This is a genomic window from Streptomyces sp. NPDC057137, from assembly GCF_042670825.1.
GTDB lineage: Bacteria > Actinomycetota > Actinomycetes > Streptomycetales > Streptomycetaceae > Streptomyces.
Genome location: NZ_JBHUUW010000057.1, coordinates 21,717 through 43,649, shown reverse-complemented (window position 1 = coordinate 43,649; position 21,933 = coordinate 21,717). Strand labels below are relative to the sequence as shown.

The following is a 21,933-nucleotide window of genomic DNA, read 5'->3' as shown; positions in this document are numbered from 1 at the left end:
ATCGGCTCTACGATTCTTGACACGGGACATGAAACGATTCAATCAAAGGGGCGGGCATGGGCATGGGCTGGACACGCAGAGGTCTCCTGGGCACCTCGGTGGGCGCGGGCGCCGGGATCGTCTCGCTCGCCGCGGGCCCGGTGGCCTCGGCCGCCACACCCGGAAAGGGCGACAAGCCCCGGCACGGCCGAGGCGGCGGGCTGCGCGTCGTCGCCGCGAAGGTGGAGTACGCGGAACACGTCCTCGGCACCGACAACCCTGCCCCCCTCCTCGCCTGGGAGCTGACCGCCGACGGCCACGGCGCCGGGCAGCGCGCGTACCAGATCAGGGCCGCCACCGACCCGCGCGACCTCGCCAAGGGGCGCGAACTCCTCTGGGACACCGGCAAGGTGACCTCCGACCGCAGCGTCGCCGTCCCCTACGCCGGGCCCGCGCTGCCGCCCCGTACCCGCTGCCACTGGCAGGTCCGCGTCTGGGACGGTGACGGCGACGTCTCGCCCTGGAGCACGGCCGGCTGGTGGGAGACCGCGCTCGGCGACGAGAAGTGGGGCGCCCGGTGGATCGGCGCCGACGCCGGCGCCACCCCCCTCGGCCTCGAAGGCGCCTCCTGGATCTGGTCCAAGGGCGCGACCACCGGCGACGCCCCCGCCGGACCACGGTGGTTCCGCGCAGCCCTCGACCTCCCTACCGGTATCGGCGTCGAAAGCGCCACCTTCGTCGCCACCGCCGACGACGACTTCACCCTCCACCTCGACGGCGCCCAGGTGGCCCACGCGCCCCAGCAGCAGGACGGCTGGCGCACCGGCAGGACCGCCGATGTGACCGAAGCGGTCAAGGCGGCCGGGCAGCGCGTCGTCCTCGCCGCCGTCGCCACCAACCGAGGCGGCGCCTCCGTCAACCCGGGCGGATTCATCGCCCGCCTCGTCGTGAAGACCACCGACGGCCAGACCCGGGAACTCGTCACCGCCGACAACTGGCTGACCTCCGAGACCGAACAACAGGGCTGGCAGCGGCCGGACTTCGACGACAGCGGCTGGACCGCCGCCACCGTCCTCGCCCCGTACGGCGAAGGCCCCTGGGGCGACGACGTGTCCGTCTCCCGGCCCGAGGCCCCCGCGCCGCTGCTGCGCCGCGAGTTCGCCGTACGCAAGCCCGTCACCCGCGCCCGCCTCTACATCAGCGGACTCGCCTACTACGTCGCCGAGTTGAACGGCCAACCCATCGGCGAGCAGGTGCTCGACCCGGCCTTCACCGACTACGACGAGACCGTCATGTACGCCGTGCACGACGTGACATCCCTCCTGCGCCGCGGCGACAACGCCATCGGCGTCACCCTCGGCCGCGGCTTCTACGGCATGACCACCCCCAACGTCTGGAACTGGCACCAACCGCCCTGGCACGGCGAACCCCGCCTGCTGTGCCGCCTGGAGGCCGAACACTCGGACGGCACCCGTACCACCGTCGTCTCCGACACCGACTGGCGCATGACCGAGGGCCCCACCCTCACCAACTCCCTCTACGCCGGAGAGACATACGACGCGCGCCTCGCCCCCAAGGACTGGACCCGGCCGGGCTTCGACGACCGCGCCTGGCGAGCCCCGGGCACCCAGCAGGCACCGAAGGGCGCCCTGCGCGCCCAGCCGCACGACCCCATCGAGATCATCGACACCATCACACCCACCAAGATCAGCGAACTGCGTCCCGGTGTGTACGTGGTCGACATGGGCCGGACCACCGCCGGCTGGACCCGACTGACCGTCAACGCACCTGCGGGCACAGTGGTTTCACTCATCCACGGCGAGAAACTCAAGGCCGACGGCAGTGTCCACGCCGAGACCGGACATGTACCGGGCCGCTTCCAGCGCGACGAGTACATCTGCGCGGGCGGCGGAAAGCCCGAGGTGTGGGAGCCGTCGTTCTCGTACAAGGGCTTCCGCTACGTACAGATCGAGGGCCTGCCCGCCCGCCCCGAGCCGTCCGACGTGCTCGGCCGGATCGTCCACACCAAGGTCGACGAGGTCAGCGCGTTCTCCTGCTCCGAGCCCTTCTACGAGACGCTCGACAAGGCGATGCGCCGCACCCTCCTGAACAACCTGCACGGCATCCCGACCGACACCCCCATGTACGAGAAGAACGGCTGGACCGGCGACGCCCAACTCGGGGCGCCCACCCTCGCGTACGACTTCGGCGTCCACCGCTTCCTCGGCAAGTGGCTGGACGACCTGAAAGACAGTCAGAACACCGACGGACAACTGCCGGTGATCGTCCCGAGCGGCGGCTGGGGCTACGGCGACCTCGGCCCGTCACCCGAGTGGACCACCGTCTACCCGTTCCTGGTGCGCGAGATGTACCGGGTGTACGGCGACGACCGGATCGCCCGGCAGCACTGGCCCGTCCTCACCCGCTACCTGGACTGGGAACTGGACCGCCTCGTGGACGGCCTCGCCATCACCGCCCTCGGCGACTACCTGCCGCCCGGCTACGGCGGCAACCCGCCCGAGGACACCCGCCTGACGGCCACCGCCTATCTGCACCGGGCGCTGGTGGGCACCGCCGAGATGGGTGAGCTGCTGGGCCACGACGACGTGGCGAAGCGCTACCGCACGGCGGCCAACGGGCTCAAGGACGCCCTGAACGCGGAATTCCTCAACGACGCCGGGCACTACAGCACCGCGAAGGACCCGGACTACCGGCAGACCTCCAACGCGATCCCGCTCGCCTTCGGCCTCGTCCCCGCCGGCGCCCGCGCCTCCGTCGTGGACAGCCTCGTCGCCGACATCACCGAGCGCGGCAACCACCTCAACACCGGCGCGCTCGGCACCAGCGTGCTGCTGCGCGTCCTGTCCGCGCACGGCCACCCGGACGTCGCCCACGCCATCGCCACCCAGCGCAGCTACCCGAGTTGGGGCTACTGGTTCGACAACGGCGCCGACACCATGTGGGAGATGTGGCACCTCGACTCCCGCTCCCGCGACCACTACTTCCAGGGCACCGTCACACAGTGGCTGTACGAGAACGTCGCCGGCCTGCGCCCCGGCGACGACGGCTACCGCACCTTCACCGTCCGCCCCGACGCCCGCACCGGAGTCAGCTGGGCGCGCACCTCGATCCGTACGGTACGCGGACCGGCCTCCGTCGCCTGGTCCAAGGTCGGCCGTGACCTGCGGCTGACGGTCAAGGTGCCGGTCGGATCGAGCGCGGAGGTCCATGTGCCGGCCGAGCGGAGGGACAAGGTGACGGCACCGAAGGCCGCGACGTTCGTCCGCACGGAGCCGGGCTTCCAGATCTACCGCGCGCCCCACGGCGCGTGGGACTTCGTGGCCCGGGGCTGATCCGGAGAGCCGGTCGTCCTCAGTCGCCGGGTTGTCGAGCCGGCGCGGCGATTGAGGACAGAACACTCAGCAGGCCCGCCGACCGAGGGCGGAACGCCCGGCCCGTCCGGCGACCCAGGCCTAGGGGGTGTCTTGCCGATCTTGCCGGGCTCGCGGTCCCTGGCACGCACGCTCTCCCCCGTAGCCCCCGAGGGGGGCACGGGAGGTGCCCCCTCCGTTGTCGGTGGAGTCGGGGAGGCACGGCTCCCGCCATGCCTCCCTCCTCCGCCTTGCGATCGCACGCACCAACGTGACACCAGGCCGCTGCGCGGCGGGCGCTCCCTGATCCGGCCTGATCGACAAGACACCCCCTAGGCCCTGTCCGGGCGCCGCCCGAGGGCCCCGGACCGCACGGTCCGGGACCCTCCAAGCGTGGTGACGGAGCGTCAGCTCCGGTGCCCGCCGCCGGCGCGCGGCATCGAGGACTCCCGTACCACCAACTCCGGCTGGAGCACGATCCGTTGATGCCGGTGATTGGCCGCCGACTCGCCGGTCTCCTCGATCAGCAGCTCCGCCGCGAGCCGCCCCATCTGCGAGGCCGGCTGGCGCACCGATGTGAGCGGCACAGCCGCCGCCGACGCGAACTCGATGTCGTCGTACCCCACGAGCGCCATCTCGTCCGGCACGGCCACCCCCGCCCCGTACATCGACTGAAGCACCCCCAGAGCCAGCAGGTCGTTCGCGCAGAACACCGCGCTCGGCCTGCTGTGCAGCCCCAGCAGCCGCGCCCCGGAGTCACGCCCCGCCGACACGTCCAGCCGCTCCGCCTCCACCACCCGCAGCCGGTCGGCCGGCAGCCCGGCCTCCTCCAGCGCCAGCAGCGCGCCCGCCCGCCGGTCGCGGCACTGCGCGAGATGCAGCGGCCCCGACACGTACGCGATGTCGGTGTGCCCCTGGGCGAGGAGGTGACGTACGGCCAGCGCCCCGCCGGTCACATCGTCCACGGACACCGAACAGCCCTCGCTGCTCGGTACCACTCGGTCCACGAAGACGAACGGGATGTCCTGCCGTCGGAAGCCCTCCAGATTCCGGCCCGTCTCGTCCGTCGGTGTGATCAGCACACCGCGCACCCGCTGCTCGCTGAACAGCCCCAGATACTCGGCCTCCTCGCTGCTGCTCTGCGCGCTGTTGCAGAGCATCACACCGAGTCCCGACTGCCGGGCCACCCGTTCGGCGCCGGTGGCGACGTCCACGAAGAACGGGTTCGCCATGTCGAGCACCAGCAGCGCGATGATCCGGCTGCGGCCCGCCCGCAGATGGCGGGCCGACTCACTCCGTACGTAGCCCAGACGCTCGATGGTGGACAGCACCCTCGCCCGCGTCTCCTCGGCCACGGAGTCCGGCCGGTTGATCACGTTCGACACCGTGCCGACGGAGACGCCCGCCACCCGGGCGACGTCCTTGATACCCACCGATTGCGCCATCAGTCAGTGACCTCCACCAGCTCCAGACCGCTCAGACCGCCCAGCGCGCGCAGCTCCGGAATGATGTCGCCGGTGGCGAGCGCCCAGTGGTGCCCCACTCCGCTCGCACTCCACGCGTCGGTCCACTCGCCCGGGTCGCGGCCGAAGTCGACACGCGATGTGGTGTTGCCGATTTCCAGCAGCGGGCCTTCGACCACTTTACCCACCGCGGCGACCAGCCTGTAGCGACCGTCCCTGGACTGGCCGAGTCCCACGAGCGTCACCGGCCCCTGCCGGACGTCGCACTCGACGGACACACCCCAGCCGCGTTTGCCGTGGTAGACGCCGAGGCCGCGCAGCACCGGCCGACGCGCGCAGACCGTCAGGTTGGCGGGCCCGTCATGGCCCATCTCCACCACGCCGTCGCGGAAATTCAGCGCCTGCAGCTCGGTGAAGGTGCCGCCCGCGCCCAGCCGGTCCGTGATCAGCATGGCCAGTGATGTGCGCAGCTCGTACTCCCCGCAGGTGGGCACCCCACGCGCCGTCAGCAACGAGGAGCCGAGGATCATGCCCGCGCCGAGCCGTTCATGGATCTCACCCTCCAGACCCCGGTGGTAGTACGCCAGCGAGTCGAGACCGAAGTCGTCCACCAGCCGGTCGAGCCCGACGGACACCCGGGCGGCCCACACCAGGTCCTCCTCGACCACGGAGTCCGCGATCTCGAACGCCGCGCGTGTCTCGGCCAGCTTCGCCGTCACCGCCGCGTCGTCGGCCTTCATGGCCCGTACGCGCAGATCGTCGAACTCCAGGACCTCCACATGGCCGCCGAGGTTCGCCGGCACCATCGTCAGGTCGGTCGACACGTCGTACATGCCGGGATACAGATGGCCCATCAGACCGTGCCGGCCCGTGCGCAGCACGCCGCGTACCCCGGCCGCCCTGATCCACCGGCCGATGCGCTCCCACGCCCGCTCGTCCTCCAGATACCCGGAGACGGAACGGAACGGCACTCCGACGCGCTCGAAGGCGTTCGCCATCTCCGGCAGGGGACAGGCGCCGCAGTACGCCAGCCACTCACCGGTGCCGAACGTCGCGTGGTCCATCGCCTCGGTCGGCTGGAGATTGATGAGCAGCACCGGCGCGCCGCTGCGCTGGGCGACGGGCACGAGCATGGTCGCCGTCATGTAGGTGGTGAGGAAGCCGACGATCAGATCGCAGTCGGCGGCGCGCAGCTTCTCGGCGGCGGCCGCCCCCTCCTCGGCGTCGGAGATGAATCCGACATCGACGACCTCGGCGTCGAACGCGGTCAGACGGTCCGTCACCCGCCCTGCGGAGCGCTCGAGTTGGGGGAGGAGGTCGGGGAACTGCGGCCAGTACGCGCCGAGCCCGCCGGAGACGAGGCCGATCCGGGTACGGCGAGGGTTGGTCGGTGCGTCCATGGCGTTGCTCCCACTCTCCTGAGTGCGTCGTGCGGCGTGCGTCCTGCTATGACTGGTTGTTGCCTCAGTCGAGATGGAAGATCTCGGTCAGCGGCACCATCGCGTCGTCCGGCCCGGCGCCGTCCATCGCCTCGAAGTACGGCGCCATCTCCGCCTGCCAGCGGGTGTTGACGTCCGTGGCGGCCATCGCCTCCCGCGCGGCGGCGAAGTCGTCGGTCACCAGATAGCCGACCAACAGCCCGTCGTCGCGCAGGAAGAGTGAGTAGTCGCGCCAGCCGGCGGCCGTGAGCGCCGCGAGCATTCGGGCCTGTCTGCCAACTGACCTCGTCCGCCCGCAGGGCGGGCCGGGCGGCGTCTGGTGCGTGCGATCTCAAGGCGGAGGATCATTCTCGTACTGGACGTACTTGGATGACGCCGACAACGCAGAGAGCGTGCGTGCCAGGCGCCGCCCGGCAGAGGTCAGTTGGCAGACAGGCCCGGGCCAGACGGCCGTATGACGTTCGCGGTACTCGGCGAGCCGCTCCTGCCTGACCTTCAGCAGAAAGCACACGCGGTCCATCACGGCCTCAGAAGTCGAAGTCGCCGATGTTCTTCGCGTCGAAGACCGTCGGCGGGCCGAGGATGATCTCCCCGTCCTTGCCGACCGTGTACTCACCCAGGTCGCCGGCCTTGAACTTCTCGCCCTCGGCGCCGGTGATCTGGCCGGACGCCAGCGCCGCCGCAGCGTACGTACCGAGGTAGCCGAGCTTCTTCGGGTCCCACAGCGAGAACTGGTCGAGCGTGCCGTTCTCGATGTACTTGCGCATCTGGTTGGGCGTGCCGAGGCCGTTGAGGACGACCTTCCCCTTGTAGGAGGAGTCGCCGATGTAGCGGGCTGCCGCCGCGATGCCGACGGTCGTGGGCGAGATGATCCCCTTGAGGTTCGGGTACGCCTTGAGGAGCCCCTGCGTCTCCTGGAAGGACTTCTGGTCCTGGTCGTCCCCGTACGCGACCTTGACCAGCTTCATGTCCTTGTACTCGGGCTTCGTCAGCTCGTCCTTCATGAACTCGATCCAGGTGTTCTGGTTCGTCGCGTTCTGCGTCGCCGACAGGATCGCGATCTCGCCCTTGTTGCCGAGCTGCTCGGCGATGTTGCGGACCTGGCTGCGGCCGATCTCCTCCGAGCTGGCCTGGTTGATGAAGAGCTGACGGCAGTCCTTGGCGGTGTCGGAGTCGTACGCGACCACCTTGATGTCCTGCTTCATCGCCTGCTTGAGCGGCCCGCACACCGCGTTGGGGTCGTTCGCCGCGATGAGGATCGCGTCCTGCTTCTGCTGGATGAGGGTGTTGATGTACGACACCTGCGAGGACGCCTTCGCGTTGGAGGGCCCGACCTCCTTGCCGGTGGCGTCGATCTCCCCGGCCGCCGCGATGCCGGCGTCGTCCACGATCTTCTCGTACGGGTTGTTGATCTGCTTGGGCAGGAAGGCGATCTTCAGGCCCTTCTTGAGCGGGGCGTCCGGATTCGCCTTGGCGTCACCCGACTTGGCGGGGGCGTCGTCCTTGACGGAGTCCTTCGTGGTGCCCGAGCAGCCGGACACGGCGAGCGTCAGGGCGCAGAGCGCGGCGGATGCGGTGACGACGCCGCGGCGTCGGGTGCGGGCCTGCGACAGCATGGTGAATGCCTTTCGGGAGGGTCGGAAACGGAGAAGTCGGAGGGTGACAGGGACCGTTACGTCAGAGCGCGGCGGAGACCGGGACGGATTCCTCGGCAGCCGTACGCCGATGTCGGCGCTCCGCGAGCACGGCGATGATCCGGGGAGTCAGCACGGAGGCGACGAGCAGCAGACCGGTGACGATCACCTGGATCTCGTTGGAGATGTCGTTGAGGGTCAGCAGATTCGTGAGGAGCCCGATCAGCAGCACACCCGCGACGGCGCCGCCGAGCGTGCCCTTCCCGCCGTCGAAGTCGACACCGCCGAGCAACACCGAGGCGATGACGACCAGTTCGAGTCCGAGTCCGTTGTCGGCGCGCGCGCTGCCGTAGCGCAGGGTGTAGACGATCCCGGCGAACGAGGCGACGAGGCCGGACACCACGAACAGCACCAGCTTGAGCCGCTTGACCCGGATGCCCGCGAACCACGCGGCGTCCTCCTGGGCGCCGATCGCGAACAGCGAACGGCCGAAGCCCGTGCAGTGCAGGGCCACCGCCGTGATGACGGCGAGCACCGCGAACAGCGCCACCGGATACGGGATGAAGGTGCCGGGCACCGTCTCCGTGTACGCCGCGTACTGGGAGTACGTCTCCGGGAAGTCGGCCACCGCCTCGTCGCCGAGGATGACCGACGCCAGTCCCCGGTAGAGCGTGAGCGTGCCGATGGTGACGGCCAGCGAGGGCAGCCCGACCCGGGTGACGAGCCAGCCGTTCAGCAGCCCACCGACCGCGCCCGCCAACAGGCAGATGGGCACGATCAGTTCGAAGGCGAAGCCCGCCTGCCAGAGTGAGCCCGCGAGCGCGCTGGACAGCCCCAGCATCGAGGCGACGGAGAGGTCGACCTGCCCGGCGACCACCAGCAGCGTCATCGGCAGCGCGATGAGCGCGATCTCGGAGACATCACCGAGAGCGGCCGAGAGGTTGTCCGTGTTGGCGAACCCGTCCGTGGTGCCGGTGCCCGCCAGGAAGACCGCGATCAGCAGGATGCCGACGGCCGTGTCCCAGCGCAGATACTTCGTCAGTGCGGTCTTCCCGGTGCTTCTGCTGCTCCCGGTGTTGCCGGTGCTCCCGGTCATCGTCGGCTCCTCTTCCTGAGCGCGCTGGTCGTACGCACCTGCAAGATGCGGTCGGTGGTGATGGCCGCGAGCAACAGCACGCCGGTGATGGCCTGTTGCCAGAAGGAGTCGACCTTGAGGACGACCAGTGCGCTGCCGATGGTGGTGAGCAGCAGCGCGCCGAGCGCCGCGCCCCAGACGGTGCCCGTGCCGCCGGTGATGGCGACGCCACCGACGACGACGGCGCTGACGACGGTCAGCTCCCAGCCGTTGGCCGCGTCCGCCACGACGGTGCCGAAGCGGGCGAGCCACAGCGCCCCGGCGAAGCCGGCGATAGCGCCGGAGAACGCGTAGGCGGCCAGGATCCGGCGCCGTACGGGAATCCCCGCCAGCCGCGCGGCGTCCGGGCTCGACCCGATCGCGTACAGCTCACGTCCACTGCGGTACGTACGCAGGAAGTAGCCGGTCGCGGCGAGTACGGCGGCGGAGATCAGCGGCAGATACGGAATCCCGAGGACGCTGCCGGAGCCGAGCGAGAGCACACCGTCGGGGACGTTCACGGCGTTGATCTGCTCGCCGTGCGCCCAGGCGTGGTCGATGCCCTGGATGATGTAGAGCATGCCGAGCGTCACGACCAGCGCGGGCACCCGGCCGAAGCTGACGAGTGCGCCGCTGACCAGGCCGCAGACGGTGCCGAGCGCGATACCGAGCAGGACGACGGTGAGCGCGCTGTGGTCGGTGCCGGAGACGAAGTGGCCGCAGGCGAACGCCGTGAGACCCACGACCGAGCCGACCGACAGATCGATGTTGCGCGTCATTACGACGACGGACTGACCGACGGCGAGCAGCACCAGGATCGAGGAGTTGAGGAGCAGGTCCTTGACACCCTGGTCGTCGAGGAAGCCGGGGTTGGCGAGCCAGGTGCCGAGGATCAGCAGCGCGAGCGCGCCGCCGATCGCGATCTCCCGGGCGCGGAAGACGGCGTCGACGAACGACCGGGCCGACCGGCCGTCGTCGGCAGAGGCCCCCGGGGTGCCCGGCGTGTCCGGCCTGTCCGGGGTGGGCTTGTCGAGTGTGGTGGTCATGGCGTCGGCTCCTTTGCCGCCGTACGTCCTGTGCGGTCTGTATCCGGCGTACGTCCGGTGGCCGCGGCCATCACGCTCTCCTCCGTCGCCCGCTCACGCGGTATCTCGGCGGTGAGCCGTCCCTCGTGCATGACGAGGATCCGGTCGGCCATGCGCAGCACCTCGGGGAGATCGGACGAGACCATCAGGACGGCGAGCCCGTCCGCGGCCAGTGACGACAGCAGCCGGTGGACCTCGGCCTTCGTACCGACGTCGATGCCGCGCGTGGGCTCGTCGACGATCAGTACGGCCGGGTCGGTGGCCAGCCACTTCGCAAGGACGACCTTCTGCTGATTGCCGCCGGACAGGACGGACACCGGATCGCCGAGCTTGTTGTACTTCAGCTGGAGCTTCACCGCCCAGTCGGCGGCGCGCCCGTGTTCGAGCGCGCGGCTGACCAGTCCCCGGCGGCGCACGCTGCGCAGTCCCGTCAGACCGATGTTCCGCTCGATGGACATCTCCATCACCAGACCGCGCAGCCGCCGGTCCTCGGGTACGAGCGCGAGCCCGGCGTCCATCGCGGCCGTCGGTGAACCGGCGGGCAGCACACGCCCGTCGACCCTCACCTCACCCGCGTCGGCCCGGTCCACCCCGAAGACGGCCTGCGCGACCTCGCTGCGCCCCGCGCCCACCAGCCCGGCCAGGGCGACGATCTCACCGCGCCGCACCTCGAACGAGACGTCCCGGAAGACGCCTTCCCGGGTCAGCCGGTTCACGGACAGCACGGTCGAGCCGGGTTCGGCCGCCGCCTTGGGGTACAGATCGTCCAGATCGCGGCCGACCATACGGCGCACGAGGTCGTCCTCGGTGAGCCCGTCGAGCGACTCGGATGCGACGTGCCGGCCGTCGCGCAGGGTGGTGACGTGCGAGCAGAGGCCGAAGATCTCCTCCAGCCGGTGCGAGATGAACAGCACCGCCGCGCCCTCCGCCCGCAACGTCCGTACGACGGAGAACAGCCGGGCGGTCTCGCCGCCGGTGAGCGCGGCCGTCGGCTCGTCCATGATCAGGACGCGCGCGTCGAAGGAGAGAGCCTTGGCGATCTCGACGATCTGCTGGTCGGCGATGGACAGCCCGCGCGCGGGCCGCTGCGGATCGAGCGCGACCCCGAGCCTGCTCATCAGGCCGGCGGTCGCGCGGTGGACGGCCTTGCGGTCGATACGCCCGGCCGAACGCCGGGGCTGGCGGCCCATGAAGATGTTCTCGGCGATGGAGAGATCGGGGAAGAGCGTCGGCTCCTGATAGATGACGGCGATCCCGGCGTCCCTGGCGTCGGCGGGCCCGTGGAAGACGACGGGTTCACCGGCGAGGAGGAGATCTCCCTCGTCGGGGCGGTGGACTCCGGCGAGAGTCTTGATCAGGGTGGACTTGCCCGCACCGTTCTCACCGGCCAGGGCGTGGATCTCACCGGACCGCAGCTCCAGGGAGACGTCGTGCAGGGCCCGTACGGCTCCGAAGGATTTGGAGACTCCCCTCAGCGCCAGGACAGGGGCCGGGCCCTTGTCGGGCTTTTCCATGGCGGGCTCCTCGGCGGGGCTGGTGTGGTCGGTCGGGGGCATTCGTCATTCATGGTCGGTCGAGGTCGTTCATGAAAGGATTCAACTTTTCCGGAAGCTAGACGGGCCGAGCGCTTCGCGTCAATGGGCGTGCACCGGAAAACCTCGTCTTCTCCGCGTGCGGTGCCGGTCGGTCCGGTGTCGGCAAGTCGGGGCCTTGACACGCCGGTTGGCCCGGCTCATCATCGCCCTTGATGAATCGATTCATGGTCTGCTCATGGTCTGCTGAATGGAGCGTTGAGAGATGACGAGCCGAACCGACATCTCCGCCGTGAAGGCGGCCCTCGCGGCTCAGGCCGTCGAGACGCCGTCCTGGGCGTACGGCAACAGCGGGACCCGGTTCAAGGTCTTCGCCCGGCCCGGTGTCCCGCGTACTCCCGAGGAGAAGCTGGACGACGCGGCCCGCGTGCACGCCCACACCGGCGTCGCGCCGACCGTCGCGCTCCACATCCCCTGGGACAAGGTCGACGACTACGGCGCACTGGCCGCGTACGCCGCGGAGCGTGGCGTACGGCTCGGCACCGTCAACGCCAACGTCTTCCAGGACGACGACTACAAGCTCGGCAGCGTCTGCCACCCGGACGCGGCGGTGCGCCGCAAGGCGCTCGGCCATCTCATGGAGTGCGTCGACATCATGGACGCGACGGGGTCACGCGACCTCAAGCTCTGGTTCTCCGACGGCACCAACTACCCCGGCCAGGACGACATCCGCGCCCGCCAGGACCGCCTCTCCGAGGCGCTGGCGGCCGTGTACGAACGGCTCGGCGACGACCAGCGGATGCTGGTGGAGTACAAACTGTTCGAGCCCGCCTTCTACGCCACCGACGTCCCCGACTGGGGCACGGCCTACGCCCACTGCCTGCGCCTCGGCGAGAAGGCCCAGGTCGTGGTCGACACCGGCCACCACGCGCCCGGCACGAACATCGAGTTCATCGTCGCGATCCTGCTGCGGGAGGGGAAGCTCGGCGGGTTCGACTTCAACTCCCGCTTCTACGCGGACGACGACCTGATGGCCGGCGCGGCCGACCCGTTCCAGCTCTTCCGGATCATGTACGAGGTCATCCGGGGCGGCGGGTTCACGGCGGACATCGCCTTCATGCTCGACCAGTGCCACAACATCGAGGAGAAGGTCCCCGCGGTCATCCGCTCGGTGATGAACGTCCAGGAGGCGACGGCGAAGGCCCTGCTGGTCGATGCCGAGGCCTTGGCCGACGCCCAACGGGACGGCGACGTCCTGGCGGCGAACGCGGCCCTGATGGACGCCTACAACACGGACGTACGCCCCCTGGTGGCCGAGGTCCGCACCGAACTGGGCGCGGACGCGGACCCGGTGGCGGCGTACCACGCGTCGGGCTACGGGAAGAAGATCGTGGCGGAGCGGGTGGGCGGGGAGCAGGCGGGGTGGGGCGCGTAATCGCCTTCCCTATCCGCCCGTACCGAATGCGGAGATGTCGGCCTCTGGTCCGTCGTTGCCGATCTCCCAATCGCCGCCGGTGCGGGCGTTCTTGGGCTTGAGGGTGAAGGCGACCTTGTGGGTGTGGGCGGTGCCGCTGCTCCTGTCGGCGTCGGCGGAGATCACCCAGGCTTTGACACCACCGTTGACGCGGGTGTCGTGCCGCAGCTCGACGGCGAACTCCATCTGGATCTCGCCGACATCGAAGCGGAGGTCCTGACCGGCGCCGGTCGCGGCGGCGGCCATGAGCTGGTCGCGGACGGCCTGCACGGCTTGGGTGAGGTCGATGCGGGGGAGGGGGGCGGGGGTCATGAGGGGTCCTCTTCGGGTGGTGACGCGCGGCGAATGGACAGGAGTTCATCGCCCTTGAGGCGTAGGGCTCCGCCGATGATCCGGATGTCAATCCCGGGAACCCAGGTCAGATCCGAGAGGTCCGCGGTGACGGGTTCGCTGGACTCCAGCTCCAGGAGCAGGTGCCGCAGATTGGGGAAAAGCTCCCTGAGCCGCGTGGCGTCGGTGTCCCTGCTGAGACCTACGGAGAGGCTGAGCTGGACCACGGATGGGAGAACCGGCATTTCGGTGGGCAAGCCCAGTGGACCCGACACATTCGAATCGCTGACCGTGCCGAGCGTGAGCGCTCGGAGGTTCGTGACAGCGCCGAGTCCGGACAGCGCCTGCGAGGGATGTACGCCATACAGGCTGAGTCTGCCCAGGCCGAGGTTCTTGAGCTCGCTGTAGTCGTTGACCCGACGACATGACATGAGGCTCAGCTTCGTCAGCGAGGTGGCCTTCTCGGCGAACGCCTTAAGATCCGTCAGCCGGTTGTTGTGGATGACGGTGACCCGTTCGGCGCGCGTTCTTCCGACGGCAGTCGCCACATCACGAGGACTCAAGTCCCCATGAAACGTCACCTCGGGCACAGTACCCACCAGATGCAGAGCGGCAAGTTGCTCTGCTGAGTGCACGGCGAGGGACAAATCAGTGAGGACCACTCGGGCGAGGACGAGTTCGGCGAAGATGGCCGCGTCGAAGGACGACCAGCTGGCTGCGAGTTCGGCTCTTACGACGTCCGCCGGGTGCTCCGCGAACCCACGAAGCAACTCCAACGCGTGGTCGCCGCCGATCAGTCCGGCGGTGACCACGACGGCCGCTGCCTCTTGATCCGAGAGACCTTCGGGGCCCGGCAGCAGATCCAGCACGAGCGGGCCGGCATCGGCCAACCGGTGGGCTTCGTCGTAGTTCCTGGGCGGGACCAATGCGTGGGCTCGCCGCTCGACCTCCGTGCGGACCGACGGATCGAGGCTTGTCGCGTGCTCCAGACTCGCGGCGGCCAGCAAGTGGATGCGCGCCATGATGTTGTGAGAGGTCTCGGAAACGGCGTCCCCCAACGCCATGAGCTTGGTGAGCAAGGCCGCCCGTTCACTGTCCCGGGCGTGGCCGACGGCCATCCGGACGATGTCTTCCCACTGCGCCTCATGGGCATGTGAGGCGATCATGTTGATGTCCTGTGCCTCGACGGCCGCCCGCGCCCCCAGGTAGTCCAGAAACGTCCGATGAATGAAGTCCACCGTGCGCGCCGTCGGGGCGCGCAGGAGCCCGCTTCGGTGCAGCAGGAACCGGAAGACCTGTGGAGCGTCCTCGGGCGTCGCCACCTGCGGCATGGCCGGCAGAAGCCGGGCGATCAGCCCAATCACTTCATCCTGTTCCGCCTCCGCGATCTCGTTGCGGATCATCCAGTAGGCGATCTCCTGAAGGATCTTCTGCTGCTCTTCCTCGGCAACCGTCAGACCTTCCGGCGCCCCGATCGCCCGTTCGTGGTCGCGCCGTACGAGGAGCATCGTCAGCGCCGCGCCGTACAGCTTCATCCTGTTGTCCGGCAGGAACCCGCGCCGGTCGCGGTGCAGGGCGCAGATCATCGCGCACATGAGGGGGTTGGTGGCGAGCCGGGCCAAGTCCTGTTTCCGGGGCAGCGTGGACAGCAACTGCTGCTCGTACGCGTGGAGTTCACTTCGTTCGGAGTCGCGCCGGGTGATCGAGCGCGCTGCGGTGTGCCAACGGTGTACGAACGCTGTGACGTCCCGCCGGTTCATCGGCAGCAACTGGAACTCGGTGAACTCCCTGCGGCTCAGCCACTTGTCATCGACGGCCGTCGGCCTGGTGGTCACCACGACGGCCGTGTGCGGATAGGCGGCGAGCAGCTTGGCGAGCCACTCTTTCGTTCGCGCCCGGTCAGCCTCCGGCATCTCGTCCACGCCGTCCACGAGAAGGAGCCCGCGTCCGTCCGTGAGCACCGCCTCCATCCATCCGGCGGGCGGACTCAGCGGATGCCCTGCCGCGCTGAGGAAGTCCCCCGGCGCGGGCAGTGCCGCACCGCGCACCAGTGTGCGCAGCGGCAGGACGACGGGGATCCGTCCACCGAGGTGGGCGAGTTGGTCAGGGAACGAATCCCGCGCGGCGTTCACGGCCAGCCACTGCACGAGAGTGGTCTTGCCGGATCCGGCCGCGCCCCGCAGCAGCACACGCTGCCGGTCGCGCAGGGCGGACTCGACCCTGCCCCGCTCGGGGGTCGCGCCTTCCCCGCCCTCTCCGTGGACGAGTTCGAGACTGAGATAGGCGGAGTCGAGGGGCCACCGCTCGTCTTCGGACCGGCTGAAGTCGAGGCCGAAGATGCGCAGTTCGCCGAACGTCTCCGTGACATAGGCGCGGTACCGATCCTCGAACGAGGCCGAGTGGTCAGGGGTTTGGCGCAGCGTGGCCAAGCGCAAGGGGTTGCCGAGATAGGCACTACAGATGCCGACGAAATCGGGCAGTTCAGGCAGTCTTTCCAGGGGCAGGGCAGTGAGACGACTGTGCTGCCAGCCCGAGAGGTCTTTGGTGACCACGCCGATGAGGTGTCTGCCGGAGAAGAGCGGCGCGCCGGACATCCCGGCCCACGGCGACTCCCCGTCTTCGCGCGCGGCCGGAGGGGTGCCGCCCCCCTCCACGACGTACTCGTCCCGCATCCTGCCCGAGCCCGGCTTGATCGTGCCGACGAACTGCTCGGTGTCCAGCTTCTGGCCGTCGTACCGCGTTACTTGGGGAAAACCGAGGGCGTAGCAGTTCAGCAGCGGAGTGGGACCGTCGATACGGGCGAACAGGCTGGCTTGAAACGCCTCTGCGGCATCGGCCGTCACCAGGTCTTCTTCCGCGAGCAGCAATGCCACGTCGTCCCCGGACCTCCTACCGGCCCACAAGGTCCGGCAGCGGATACGCCCACGCCCGTCCGGCACCACCACCGTCGTCTCCGTGCCCACGTCCAAGAGATGCCGCGCGGTAAGGACAACGCGTGCGGAGAGTAGATACCCGCTTCCCTGCGTAACCCCGAACACGGCGGCGATGCGTTCCCTGATGGTCCCTGGTCCTCCCGATCAACAACGGCGCCCCGACCTGCCGCCGTCCCCCAAGGCCCATGCTATGACGGCCGGTTGTCCACACGACCCCATCTGGAAGACTCAGCCCGTGATCCAATTCCGGTTCGGGCTGACACCCGTGAAGGACATCCACCCCTGGGGCGGCGACACCCCCTCCCTCTCCTGGTTCAGCCTCACCGACGGCTGGTACGACCTGGTGGCCGACGGCCACCACCTCCTCCGCTACCCCGACGGCACGTACGTCGACTACTACGTGGTCCGCCTCTGGGAAGACCTGCTCGACACCCTCCCCGCAGCCCTGGAGCCCGTACCGCAAGACCTGCTGCCGTTCATCGCCGGTGACCACTCCACCTGGCTCCCCACGGACTCCCCGGACACGGAATCGGCTGCCAACTGGTACGGCCAACACAGCCTCGACATGGGGTACTTGCAGTCCGCGCCCGACATCCGCTGGTGGCGGACCGTAAGCGAGTCCGGCGACGACCTCATGACCGTCATCTGGACCCACGCCCAGGACGTGGACGACGGCCGTGTCACCCTCCCCACCACCGACTTCATCGCCGCCGTGACCGACCTCCACCGCGACGTCTTCGCCGCCATGGAGGAGCGCGTCACCACCCTGGAGACCACCGGACCGCCCCCCGGCGTCGCGATCGACCTCCCGCACCTCCGCCACGAACAGCAGGACCGCGCGACCTGGCTCCGCCGCGCACTGGAGCGCACCTGCGCGACCGACTGGGCGGCCGTACGAGCCGGAGCCCGCCTCCTCGTACCCGTACCGCCCCCGTAGCCTCGTCCCCATGCCCGACGACCCCCACGGCCCGCGCGTGCTCATCCTCGGCGGCACCACCGAAGCCCGTCGCCTCGCCGACGCGCTTGCCGCCGACGCCCCCCACGTGCACGTCACCACCTCCCTCGCCGGGCGCGTCGCGAACCCGGCCACGCCCCTCGCCGGGGACGTGCGCGTCGGCGGATTCGGTGGGCCCGACGCGCTCGCCGCGTGGCTCCGTGCGCACCGTATCGACGTCCTCGTGGACGCCACGCACCCCTTCGCCGCCACCATCAGCGCCCACGCCGCCGAGGCGGCAGCCGCCTCCGGTACCGACCACTTCGCCCTGCGCCGCCCCGGCTGGCCGGCCCACCCACGGGACCGTCGTCACCCCGCCCGCTCGCTCGCGGACGCCGCCGCGCAGCTCCCGGCGTTCGGCGGGGGCAGGCGCGTCTTCCTCACCACCGGGCGTCAGGGCCTCGCCGCCTTCGCCGGGCCCGAGCTGGACGGGCTGCACTTCCTCGTACGTACGGTGGAAACGCCCGAGCCGCCCCTGCCCCGCAGCACGCACATCCTGCTCGACCGGGGGCCGTACACCCTCGAAGGCGAGACCGCGCTCCTGCTCGAACACCGCGTCGACGTACTCGTCACCAAGGACAGCGGCGGCCCGGCCACCGCCGCGAAACTCACCGCCGCGCGCGAACTCGGACTCCCCGTGGTCATGGTCGAACGGCCGCCCGCACCCGAGGGCGTACCGGAGGTCCCCGACGTACCGGCCGCGCTCGCCCGGCTCGGGCTCAGTCCCGCCGCAGCAGATACGTGTCCATGATCCAGCCCTTGCGCGCGCGGGCCTCCGCCCGTAGCTCCACGATCCGGTCCGCGACCTCCGAGAGTCGCCCCGAGACCAGGATCTCGTCCGCCGTACCGACGTACGCGCCCCAGTGGATGACCGGGTCCTCCGCCAGGTAGTGGCGGAACGACTGGTGGCCGTCCAGCATCACCACCACGTCGTCCACCCCCTCCGGCCACGCCTCCGCCAGCCGCCGGCCCGTGGTGATCTGCACCGGGCGCGCCACCCGGTTCAGCCCCGTGCGGTGCTTGGCGAGCAGCGCCGAGACGCTGCTGATGCCGGGGATCACCTCGTGCTCGAAGCCGACCGTGCCGCGCGCCAGGATCTCGTCCAGGATGCCGAGCGTGGAGTCGTACAGCGCGGGATCGCCCCACACCAGGAATGCCCCGACCTGGTCCTCGCCCAGCTCGTCGGTGATCATCCGCTCGTAGATGTCGGCGCGGCGGGTGCGCCAGTCGCCGACCGCGGGGGAGTAGTCGGCGCCGCCGGCCGTCCGGTCCCGGTCCGGATCGCGCGCCTCGACCAGCCGGTACTCCCGGCCGTCCGCGATGTGCTCCGCGAGGATGTCGTGCCGCAGCCGGATCAGGTCCGCCTTCGCTTCGCCCTTGTCGAGGAGGAAGAAGACGTCCACCCTGTTCAGCGCCTTGACCGCCTGGAGGGTCAGCTGATCCGGGTCGCCCGCGCCGATGCCGATCACATAGATCTGTCTCACCGGCCCGAGTCTGCCTCATGGCACCGGAGCAACCCCAACCACCGTCACAATTGCCCATCGATACATCGGATGTCTCCGCAGGTCTTACGTTCGCCGCAGGTCACGGCATATGCTCCGGCCATGCGTGTCGCCCTCTTCGTCACCTGCGTCAACGACGCGGTGTATCCGTCCACCGGGATCGCGACCGTGCGGCTCCTCGAACGCCTCGGAGTGGAGGTCGACTTCCCCGAGGCGCAGACCTGTTGCGGACAGCCGCAGTTCAACACCGGCTACCGCAAGGAGACCGAGCCGCTCGTACGCCGTACGGCCGCCGCCTTCGAGGGGTACGACTACGTGGTGACCCCCTCGGGATCCTGTGCCGCCATGGTCCGGCAGCACTACCCGAAGATCGGCGACGCCTCGGCCGCCTCCCTCGCCACCCGCACCTACGAGCTCACCGAATTCCTCGTCGACGTCCTCGAAGTGACCGACGTCGGCGCGTACTTCCCGCATACGGTGACCTACCACCCGTCCTGCCACGGCCTGCGCCTCCTCGGCCTCGGCGACAGACCCCGCCGCCTCCTGGAAGCCGTCGACGGACTGGAGCTGCGCGAGCTGCCCGGCGCCGACGAATGCTGCGGATTCGGCGGCACCTTTGCCGTGAAGAACTCCGATGTATCCACGGCCATGGGCCAGGACAAGGTCAGCAACGCCGTCTCCACCGGCGCCGAGGTCCTGTGCGGCGCCGACAACTCCTGCCTGATGCACATCGGGGGCGTTCTGCGCCGCGAGGAAGCACCGCTGCGCGCCCTGCATCTCGCCGACATCCTGGCGAGTACCCGAGAGGAGCCCCTCGTATGAGCGGGACGTTCGTCGGTATGCCGTCCTTCCCGCAGGCGGCCAAGGAGGCCGTGCACAACAAGACGCTGCGCGGCAATCTGCGCCACGCCACCCACACCATCCGCGACAAGCGTGCCAAGGCCGTGGCCGAACTCGCCGACTGGGCCGAGCTGCGCGAGGCCGGCAAGCAGATCAAGGACCACACGCTCCGCCATCTCGACCGCTACCTCGTCCAGTTGGAGGAACGGGTGACGGCGGCGGGCGGCACCGTCCACTGGGCGGCCGACGCCGACGAGGCCAACCGGATCGTCGCCGACCTGGTCAAGGCCACCGGCGAGACCGAGGTCGTCAAGGTCAAGTCGATGGCCACCCAGGAGATCGGTCTCAACGAGGCGCTGGAGGCCGAGGGCATCGCGGCGTACGAGACCGACCTCGCCGAACTGATCGTCCAGCTCGGCGACGACCGGCCCTCCCACATCCTCGTCCCCGCCATCCACCGCAACCGCGGCGAGATCCGCGACATCTTCCGCGAGAAGATGGCCGACTGGGGCCGGGCCGCGCCCGACGGACTCACCGACATCCCGGCGGACCTCGCCGAGGCGGCCAGGCTCCACCTCCGGGAGAAGTTCCTGCGCGCCAAGGTCGGTATCTCCGGCGCCAACTTCATGGTCGCCGAGACCGGCACGCTCGTCGTCTTCGAATCCGAGGGCAACGGCCGGATGTGTCTGACGCTGCCCGAGACGCTGATCTCCGTGGTGGGCATCGAAAAGGTGGTGCCGAGCTGGCGGGATCTGGAGGTGTTCCTCCAGACGCTGCCGCGCTCGTCGACGGCCGAGCGGATGAATCCGTACACCTCGACCTGGACGGGCACCGCCGACGGCGACGGACCGCAGACCTTCCACCTCGTCCTCCTCGACAACGGCCGCACCGACACCCTCGCCGACGAGGTCGGCCGCCAGGCGCTGCGCTGCATCCGCTGCTCGGCGTGCCTCAACGTCTGCCCGGTGTACGAGCGGGCCGGCGGGCACGCGTACGGCTCCGTCTATCCGGGGCCGATCGGCGCGATCCTCAGCCCCCAACTCCGGGGCACCCAGAGCGAGATCGATGCCTCACTGCCGTACGCCTCGTCGCTGTGCGGCGCCTGCTACGAGGTGTGCCCGGTCGCCATCGACATTCCCGAGGTGCTGGTGCATCTGCGGGAGCGAGTCGCCGATCAGGGCGGCAAGGGACACCGGCTGGAGAAGGCCGCGATGAAGGCGGCGGGGTGGGTGCTCGACCATCCCGGCGTACTGGGGGCGGGGGAGCGGGTCGCGTCGAAGACGCGCAGGCTGCACCCGTCGAAGCTGCCCGGCGCGGGGGCGTGGACGCGGAGCAGGGAACTGCCGGAGATGCCGGCGGAGCCGTTCCGCGACTGGTGGAAGAAGAACCGGAAGCCTAAGTCGGGCAGGCCGACGAAATCGGACGCGACACCGAAGCCGGACGGGACGCCGAAGCCGGACGGGACGCCGAAGCCGGGCGTGCCGCGGAAGTCCGACGGGACACCGAAGTCGGACGGGCCACCGAAGTCGGACGGGACAGCAAAGCCGGGCGGGACACCGACGCCGGACGGGAAGAAGCCCTGATGAGCACCACAGCTGACGCCACCGGATCGGGCGGCTCGCGGGAGCGCATCCTCGCCCGGGTCCGCGCCGCCGTCGCCGACGCGCCCGACGCTCCCGAGGTCACGCGCGACTACCTCGACACGCACACCCCCGACGCCGGCATGGTCGACCTGCTGGCCGAGAACCTCATCGACTATCGCGCCCTCGTCCACCGCACCGACGCAGCCGGGCTCTCGGACCTCCTGATGCGCCTGCTCGCCGAGCACGGCTCCCGCACGGTGCTCGTACCGCCCGGCCTGCCGCCTGAATGGCTCGCCGCCGCCGATCCGACCCGGATCCACGACCGGGAGGCTTCCACCGCACGGGAGTTGGACGACGTCGACAGCGTCGTCACCGGCTGCGCCGTGGCCATCGCGGAGACCGGCACGATCGTCCTGGACGGGAGCCCCGACCAGGGCCGGCGCCGTATCTCCCTCGTACCGGACCACCACATCGTCGTGGTCCGGGCGCCGGAGCAGGTCGTCGCCTCCGTACCGCAGGCGATGCCCCGGCTCGACCCGACCCGCCCGCTGACCTGGATCTCGGGCCCTTCCGCCACCAGTGACATCGAGCTGGACCGGGTCGAGGGTGTGCACGGCCCGCGCACGCTGGAAGTCGTCCTGGTGGAAGACTGACCGCCCG

General features: G+C 69.8%; 17 protein-coding genes and 1 pseudogene. 7 read left to right on the top strand and 11 right to left on the bottom strand.

Annotated elements, in window-relative coordinates:
• Positions 1-62: 62 nt before the first annotated feature.
• Positions 63-3,332 carry a family 78 glycoside hydrolase catalytic domain gene (locus ACFT9I_RS31685; protein ID WP_382569943.1) on the top strand — a complete coding sequence of 1,090 codons (3,270 nt, stop codon included), beginning with the start codon at positions 63-65 and terminating at the stop codon, positions 3,330-3,332.
• A gap of 425 nt (positions 3,333-3,757) precedes the next feature.
• Here the strand turns inward: ACFT9I_RS31685 and ACFT9I_RS31680 are convergent, their stop codons facing one another.
• From ACFT9I_RS31680 to ACFT9I_RS31645, 8 genes and pseudogenes are all read right to left on the bottom strand, one after another.
• A complete protein-coding gene (locus tag ACFT9I_RS31680) occupies positions 3,758-4,795 on the bottom strand; it encodes a LacI family DNA-binding transcriptional regulator (RefSeq protein ID WP_382569942.1) in 1,038 nt (345 codons plus the stop codon).
• Positions 4,795-6,213: an arabinose isomerase gene (locus ACFT9I_RS31675; RefSeq protein ID WP_382569940.1), complete on the bottom strand. Its 1,419-nt coding sequence runs from the start codon at positions 6,211-6,213 to the stop codon at positions 4,795-4,797. The genes ACFT9I_RS31680 and ACFT9I_RS31675 overlap by 1 nt, the downstream gene beginning before the upstream one ends.
• A 64-nt stretch (positions 6,214-6,277) precedes the next feature.
• A pseudogene (locus ACFT9I_RS31670) lies at positions 6,278-6,517 on the bottom strand (L-rhamnose mutarotase); the annotation flags it as partial.
• Positions 6,518-6,583: 66 nt separating this feature from the next.
• Positions 6,584-6,772, bottom strand: a complete 189-nt coding sequence (locus ACFT9I_RS31665) for an L-rhamnose mutarotase (RefSeq protein WP_382569957.1) — start codon at positions 6,770-6,772, stop codon at positions 6,584-6,586.
• Between the two features lie 7 nt (positions 6,773-6,779).
• Entirely contained in the window at positions 6,780-7,868 is a 1,089-nt protein-coding gene (rhaS, locus tag ACFT9I_RS31660; protein ID WP_382569938.1) for a rhamnose ABC transporter substrate-binding protein, read from the bottom strand.
• A 61-nt stretch (positions 7,869-7,929) separates the two neighbouring features.
• Positions 7,930-8,982, bottom strand: a complete 1,053-nt coding sequence (locus ACFT9I_RS31655) for an ABC transporter permease (protein ID WP_382569936.1) — start codon at positions 8,980-8,982, stop codon at positions 7,930-7,932.
• Positions 8,979-10,046 carry an ABC transporter permease gene (locus tag ACFT9I_RS31650; protein ID WP_382569934.1) on the bottom strand — a complete coding sequence of 356 codons (1,068 nt, stop codon included), beginning with the start codon at positions 10,044-10,046 and terminating at the stop codon, positions 8,979-8,981. Before ACFT9I_RS31650 ends, ACFT9I_RS31655 begins: the two co-directional genes overlap by 4 nt.
• Positions 10,043-11,599: a sugar ABC transporter ATP-binding protein gene (locus ACFT9I_RS31645; RefSeq protein WP_382569955.1), complete on the bottom strand. Its 1,557-nt coding sequence runs from the start codon at positions 11,597-11,599 to the stop codon at positions 10,043-10,045. The genes ACFT9I_RS31650 and ACFT9I_RS31645 overlap by 4 nt, the downstream gene beginning before the upstream one ends.
• 283 nt (positions 11,600-11,882) lie before the next feature.
• Between ACFT9I_RS31645 and rhaI the strand changes: the two genes are divergently transcribed.
• Positions 11,883-13,052, top strand: a complete 1,170-nt coding sequence (gene rhaI / locus ACFT9I_RS31640) for an L-rhamnose isomerase (protein ID WP_382569933.1) — start codon at positions 11,883-11,885, stop codon at positions 13,050-13,052.
• Positions 13,053-13,061: 9 nt separating this feature from the next.
• Here the strand turns inward: rhaI and ACFT9I_RS31635 are convergent, their stop codons facing one another.
• Positions 13,062-13,403, bottom strand: a complete 342-nt coding sequence (locus ACFT9I_RS31635; protein ID WP_382569931.1) for a trypco2 family protein — start codon at positions 13,401-13,403, stop codon at positions 13,062-13,064.
• On the bottom strand, positions 13,400-16,294 hold the full coding sequence (locus ACFT9I_RS31630; RefSeq protein WP_382569929.1) for an NACHT domain-containing protein: 2,895 nt from the start codon (positions 16,292-16,294) through the stop codon (positions 13,400-13,402). Before ACFT9I_RS31630 ends, ACFT9I_RS31635 begins: the two co-directional genes overlap by 4 nt.
• A 295-nt stretch (positions 16,295-16,589) precedes the next feature.
• On the opposite strand from ACFT9I_RS31630, the gene ACFT9I_RS31625 reads away from it, so the two are divergent.
• On the top strand, positions 16,590-17,291 hold the full coding sequence (locus ACFT9I_RS31625) for a DUF5984 family protein (protein WP_382569928.1): 702 nt from the start codon (positions 16,590-16,592) through the stop codon (positions 17,289-17,291).
• A 10-nt stretch (positions 17,292-17,301) separates the two neighbouring features.
• Positions 17,302-18,099, top strand: coding sequence for a cobalt-precorrin-6A reductase (locus ACFT9I_RS31620; RefSeq protein WP_382569926.1), 798 nt, complete (start codon positions 17,302-17,304; stop codon positions 18,097-18,099).
• On the opposite strand, the gene cobF is transcribed toward ACFT9I_RS31620, so the two are convergent.
• Complete coding sequence (gene cobF, locus ACFT9I_RS31615; RefSeq protein WP_382569924.1) at positions 18,068-18,832, bottom strand: precorrin-6A synthase (deacetylating); 765 nt, start codon at positions 18,830-18,832, stop codon at positions 18,068-18,070. The genes ACFT9I_RS31620 and cobF overlap by 32 nt on opposite strands.
• Positions 18,833-18,952: 120 nt before the next feature.
• On the opposite strand from cobF, the gene ACFT9I_RS31610 reads away from it, so the two are divergent.
• Genes ACFT9I_RS31610 through ACFT9I_RS31600 form a run of 3 tightly spaced genes read left to right on the top strand, consistent with a single transcriptional unit; the run spans position 18,953 to position 21,926 of the window.
• Positions 18,953-19,672, top strand: a complete 720-nt coding sequence (locus ACFT9I_RS31610; protein ID WP_354609294.1) for a (Fe-S)-binding protein — start codon at positions 18,953-18,955, stop codon at positions 19,670-19,672.
• A complete protein-coding gene (locus ACFT9I_RS31605) occupies positions 19,669-21,273 on the top strand; it encodes a LutB/LldF family L-lactate oxidation iron-sulfur protein (RefSeq protein ID WP_382569922.1) in 1,605 nt (534 codons plus the stop codon). The genes ACFT9I_RS31610 and ACFT9I_RS31605 overlap by 4 nt, the downstream gene beginning before the upstream one ends.
• On the top strand, positions 21,273-21,926 hold the full coding sequence (locus ACFT9I_RS31600; protein WP_382569920.1) for a lactate utilization protein C: 654 nt from the start codon (positions 21,273-21,275) through the stop codon (positions 21,924-21,926). The genes ACFT9I_RS31605 and ACFT9I_RS31600 overlap by 1 nt, the downstream gene beginning before the upstream one ends.
• Positions 21,927-21,933 lie beyond the last annotated feature (7 nt).

What these genes read in the sequence shown, in the direction of transcription:
- ACFT9I_RS31685 (WP_382569943.1), top strand. Translation starts at nt 63, where the DNA reads ATGGGCTGGACACGCAGAGGTCTCCTGGGCACCTCGGTGGGCGCGGGC.
- ACFT9I_RS31680 (WP_382569942.1), bottom strand. Translation starts at nt 4,795, where the DNA reads ATGGCGCAATCGGTGGGTATCAAGGACGTCGCCCGGGTGGCGGGCGTC.
- ACFT9I_RS31675 (WP_382569940.1), bottom strand. Translation starts at nt 6,213, where the DNA reads ATGGACGCACCGACCAACCCTCGCCGTACCCGGATCGGCCTCGTCTCC.
- ACFT9I_RS31665 (WP_382569957.1), bottom strand. Translation starts at nt 6,772, where the DNA reads ATGGACCGCGTGTGCTTTCTGCTGAAGGTCAGGCAGGAGCGGCTCGCC.
- rhaS (WP_382569938.1), bottom strand. Translation starts at nt 7,868, where the DNA reads ATGCTGTCGCAGGCCCGCACCCGACGCCGCGGCGTCGTCACCGCATCC.
- ACFT9I_RS31655 (WP_382569936.1), bottom strand. Translation starts at nt 8,982, where the DNA reads ATGACCGGGAGCACCGGCAACACCGGGAGCAGCAGAAGCACCGGGAAG.
- ACFT9I_RS31650 (WP_382569934.1), bottom strand. Translation starts at nt 10,046, where the DNA reads ATGACCACCACACTCGACAAGCCCACCCCGGACAGGCCGGACACGCCG.
- ACFT9I_RS31645 (WP_382569955.1), bottom strand. Translation starts at nt 11,599, where the DNA reads ATGGAAAAGCCCGACAAGGGCCCGGCCCCTGTCCTGGCGCTGAGGGGA.
- rhaI (WP_382569933.1), top strand. Translation starts at nt 11,883, where the DNA reads ATGACGAGCCGAACCGACATCTCCGCCGTGAAGGCGGCCCTCGCGGCT.
- ACFT9I_RS31635 (WP_382569931.1), bottom strand. Translation starts at nt 13,403, where the DNA reads ATGACCCCCGCCCCCCTCCCCCGCATCGACCTCACCCAAGCCGTGCAG.
- ACFT9I_RS31620 (WP_382569926.1), top strand. Translation starts at nt 17,302, where the DNA reads ATGCCCGACGACCCCCACGGCCCGCGCGTGCTCATCCTCGGCGGCACC.
- ACFT9I_RS31610 (WP_354609294.1), top strand. Translation starts at nt 18,953, where the DNA reads ATGCGTGTCGCCCTCTTCGTCACCTGCGTCAACGACGCGGTGTATCCG.
- ACFT9I_RS31605 (WP_382569922.1), top strand. Translation starts at nt 19,669, where the DNA reads ATGAGCGGGACGTTCGTCGGTATGCCGTCCTTCCCGCAGGCGGCCAAG.
- ACFT9I_RS31600 (WP_382569920.1), top strand. Translation starts at nt 21,273, where the DNA reads ATGAGCACCACAGCTGACGCCACCGGATCGGGCGGCTCGCGGGAGCGC.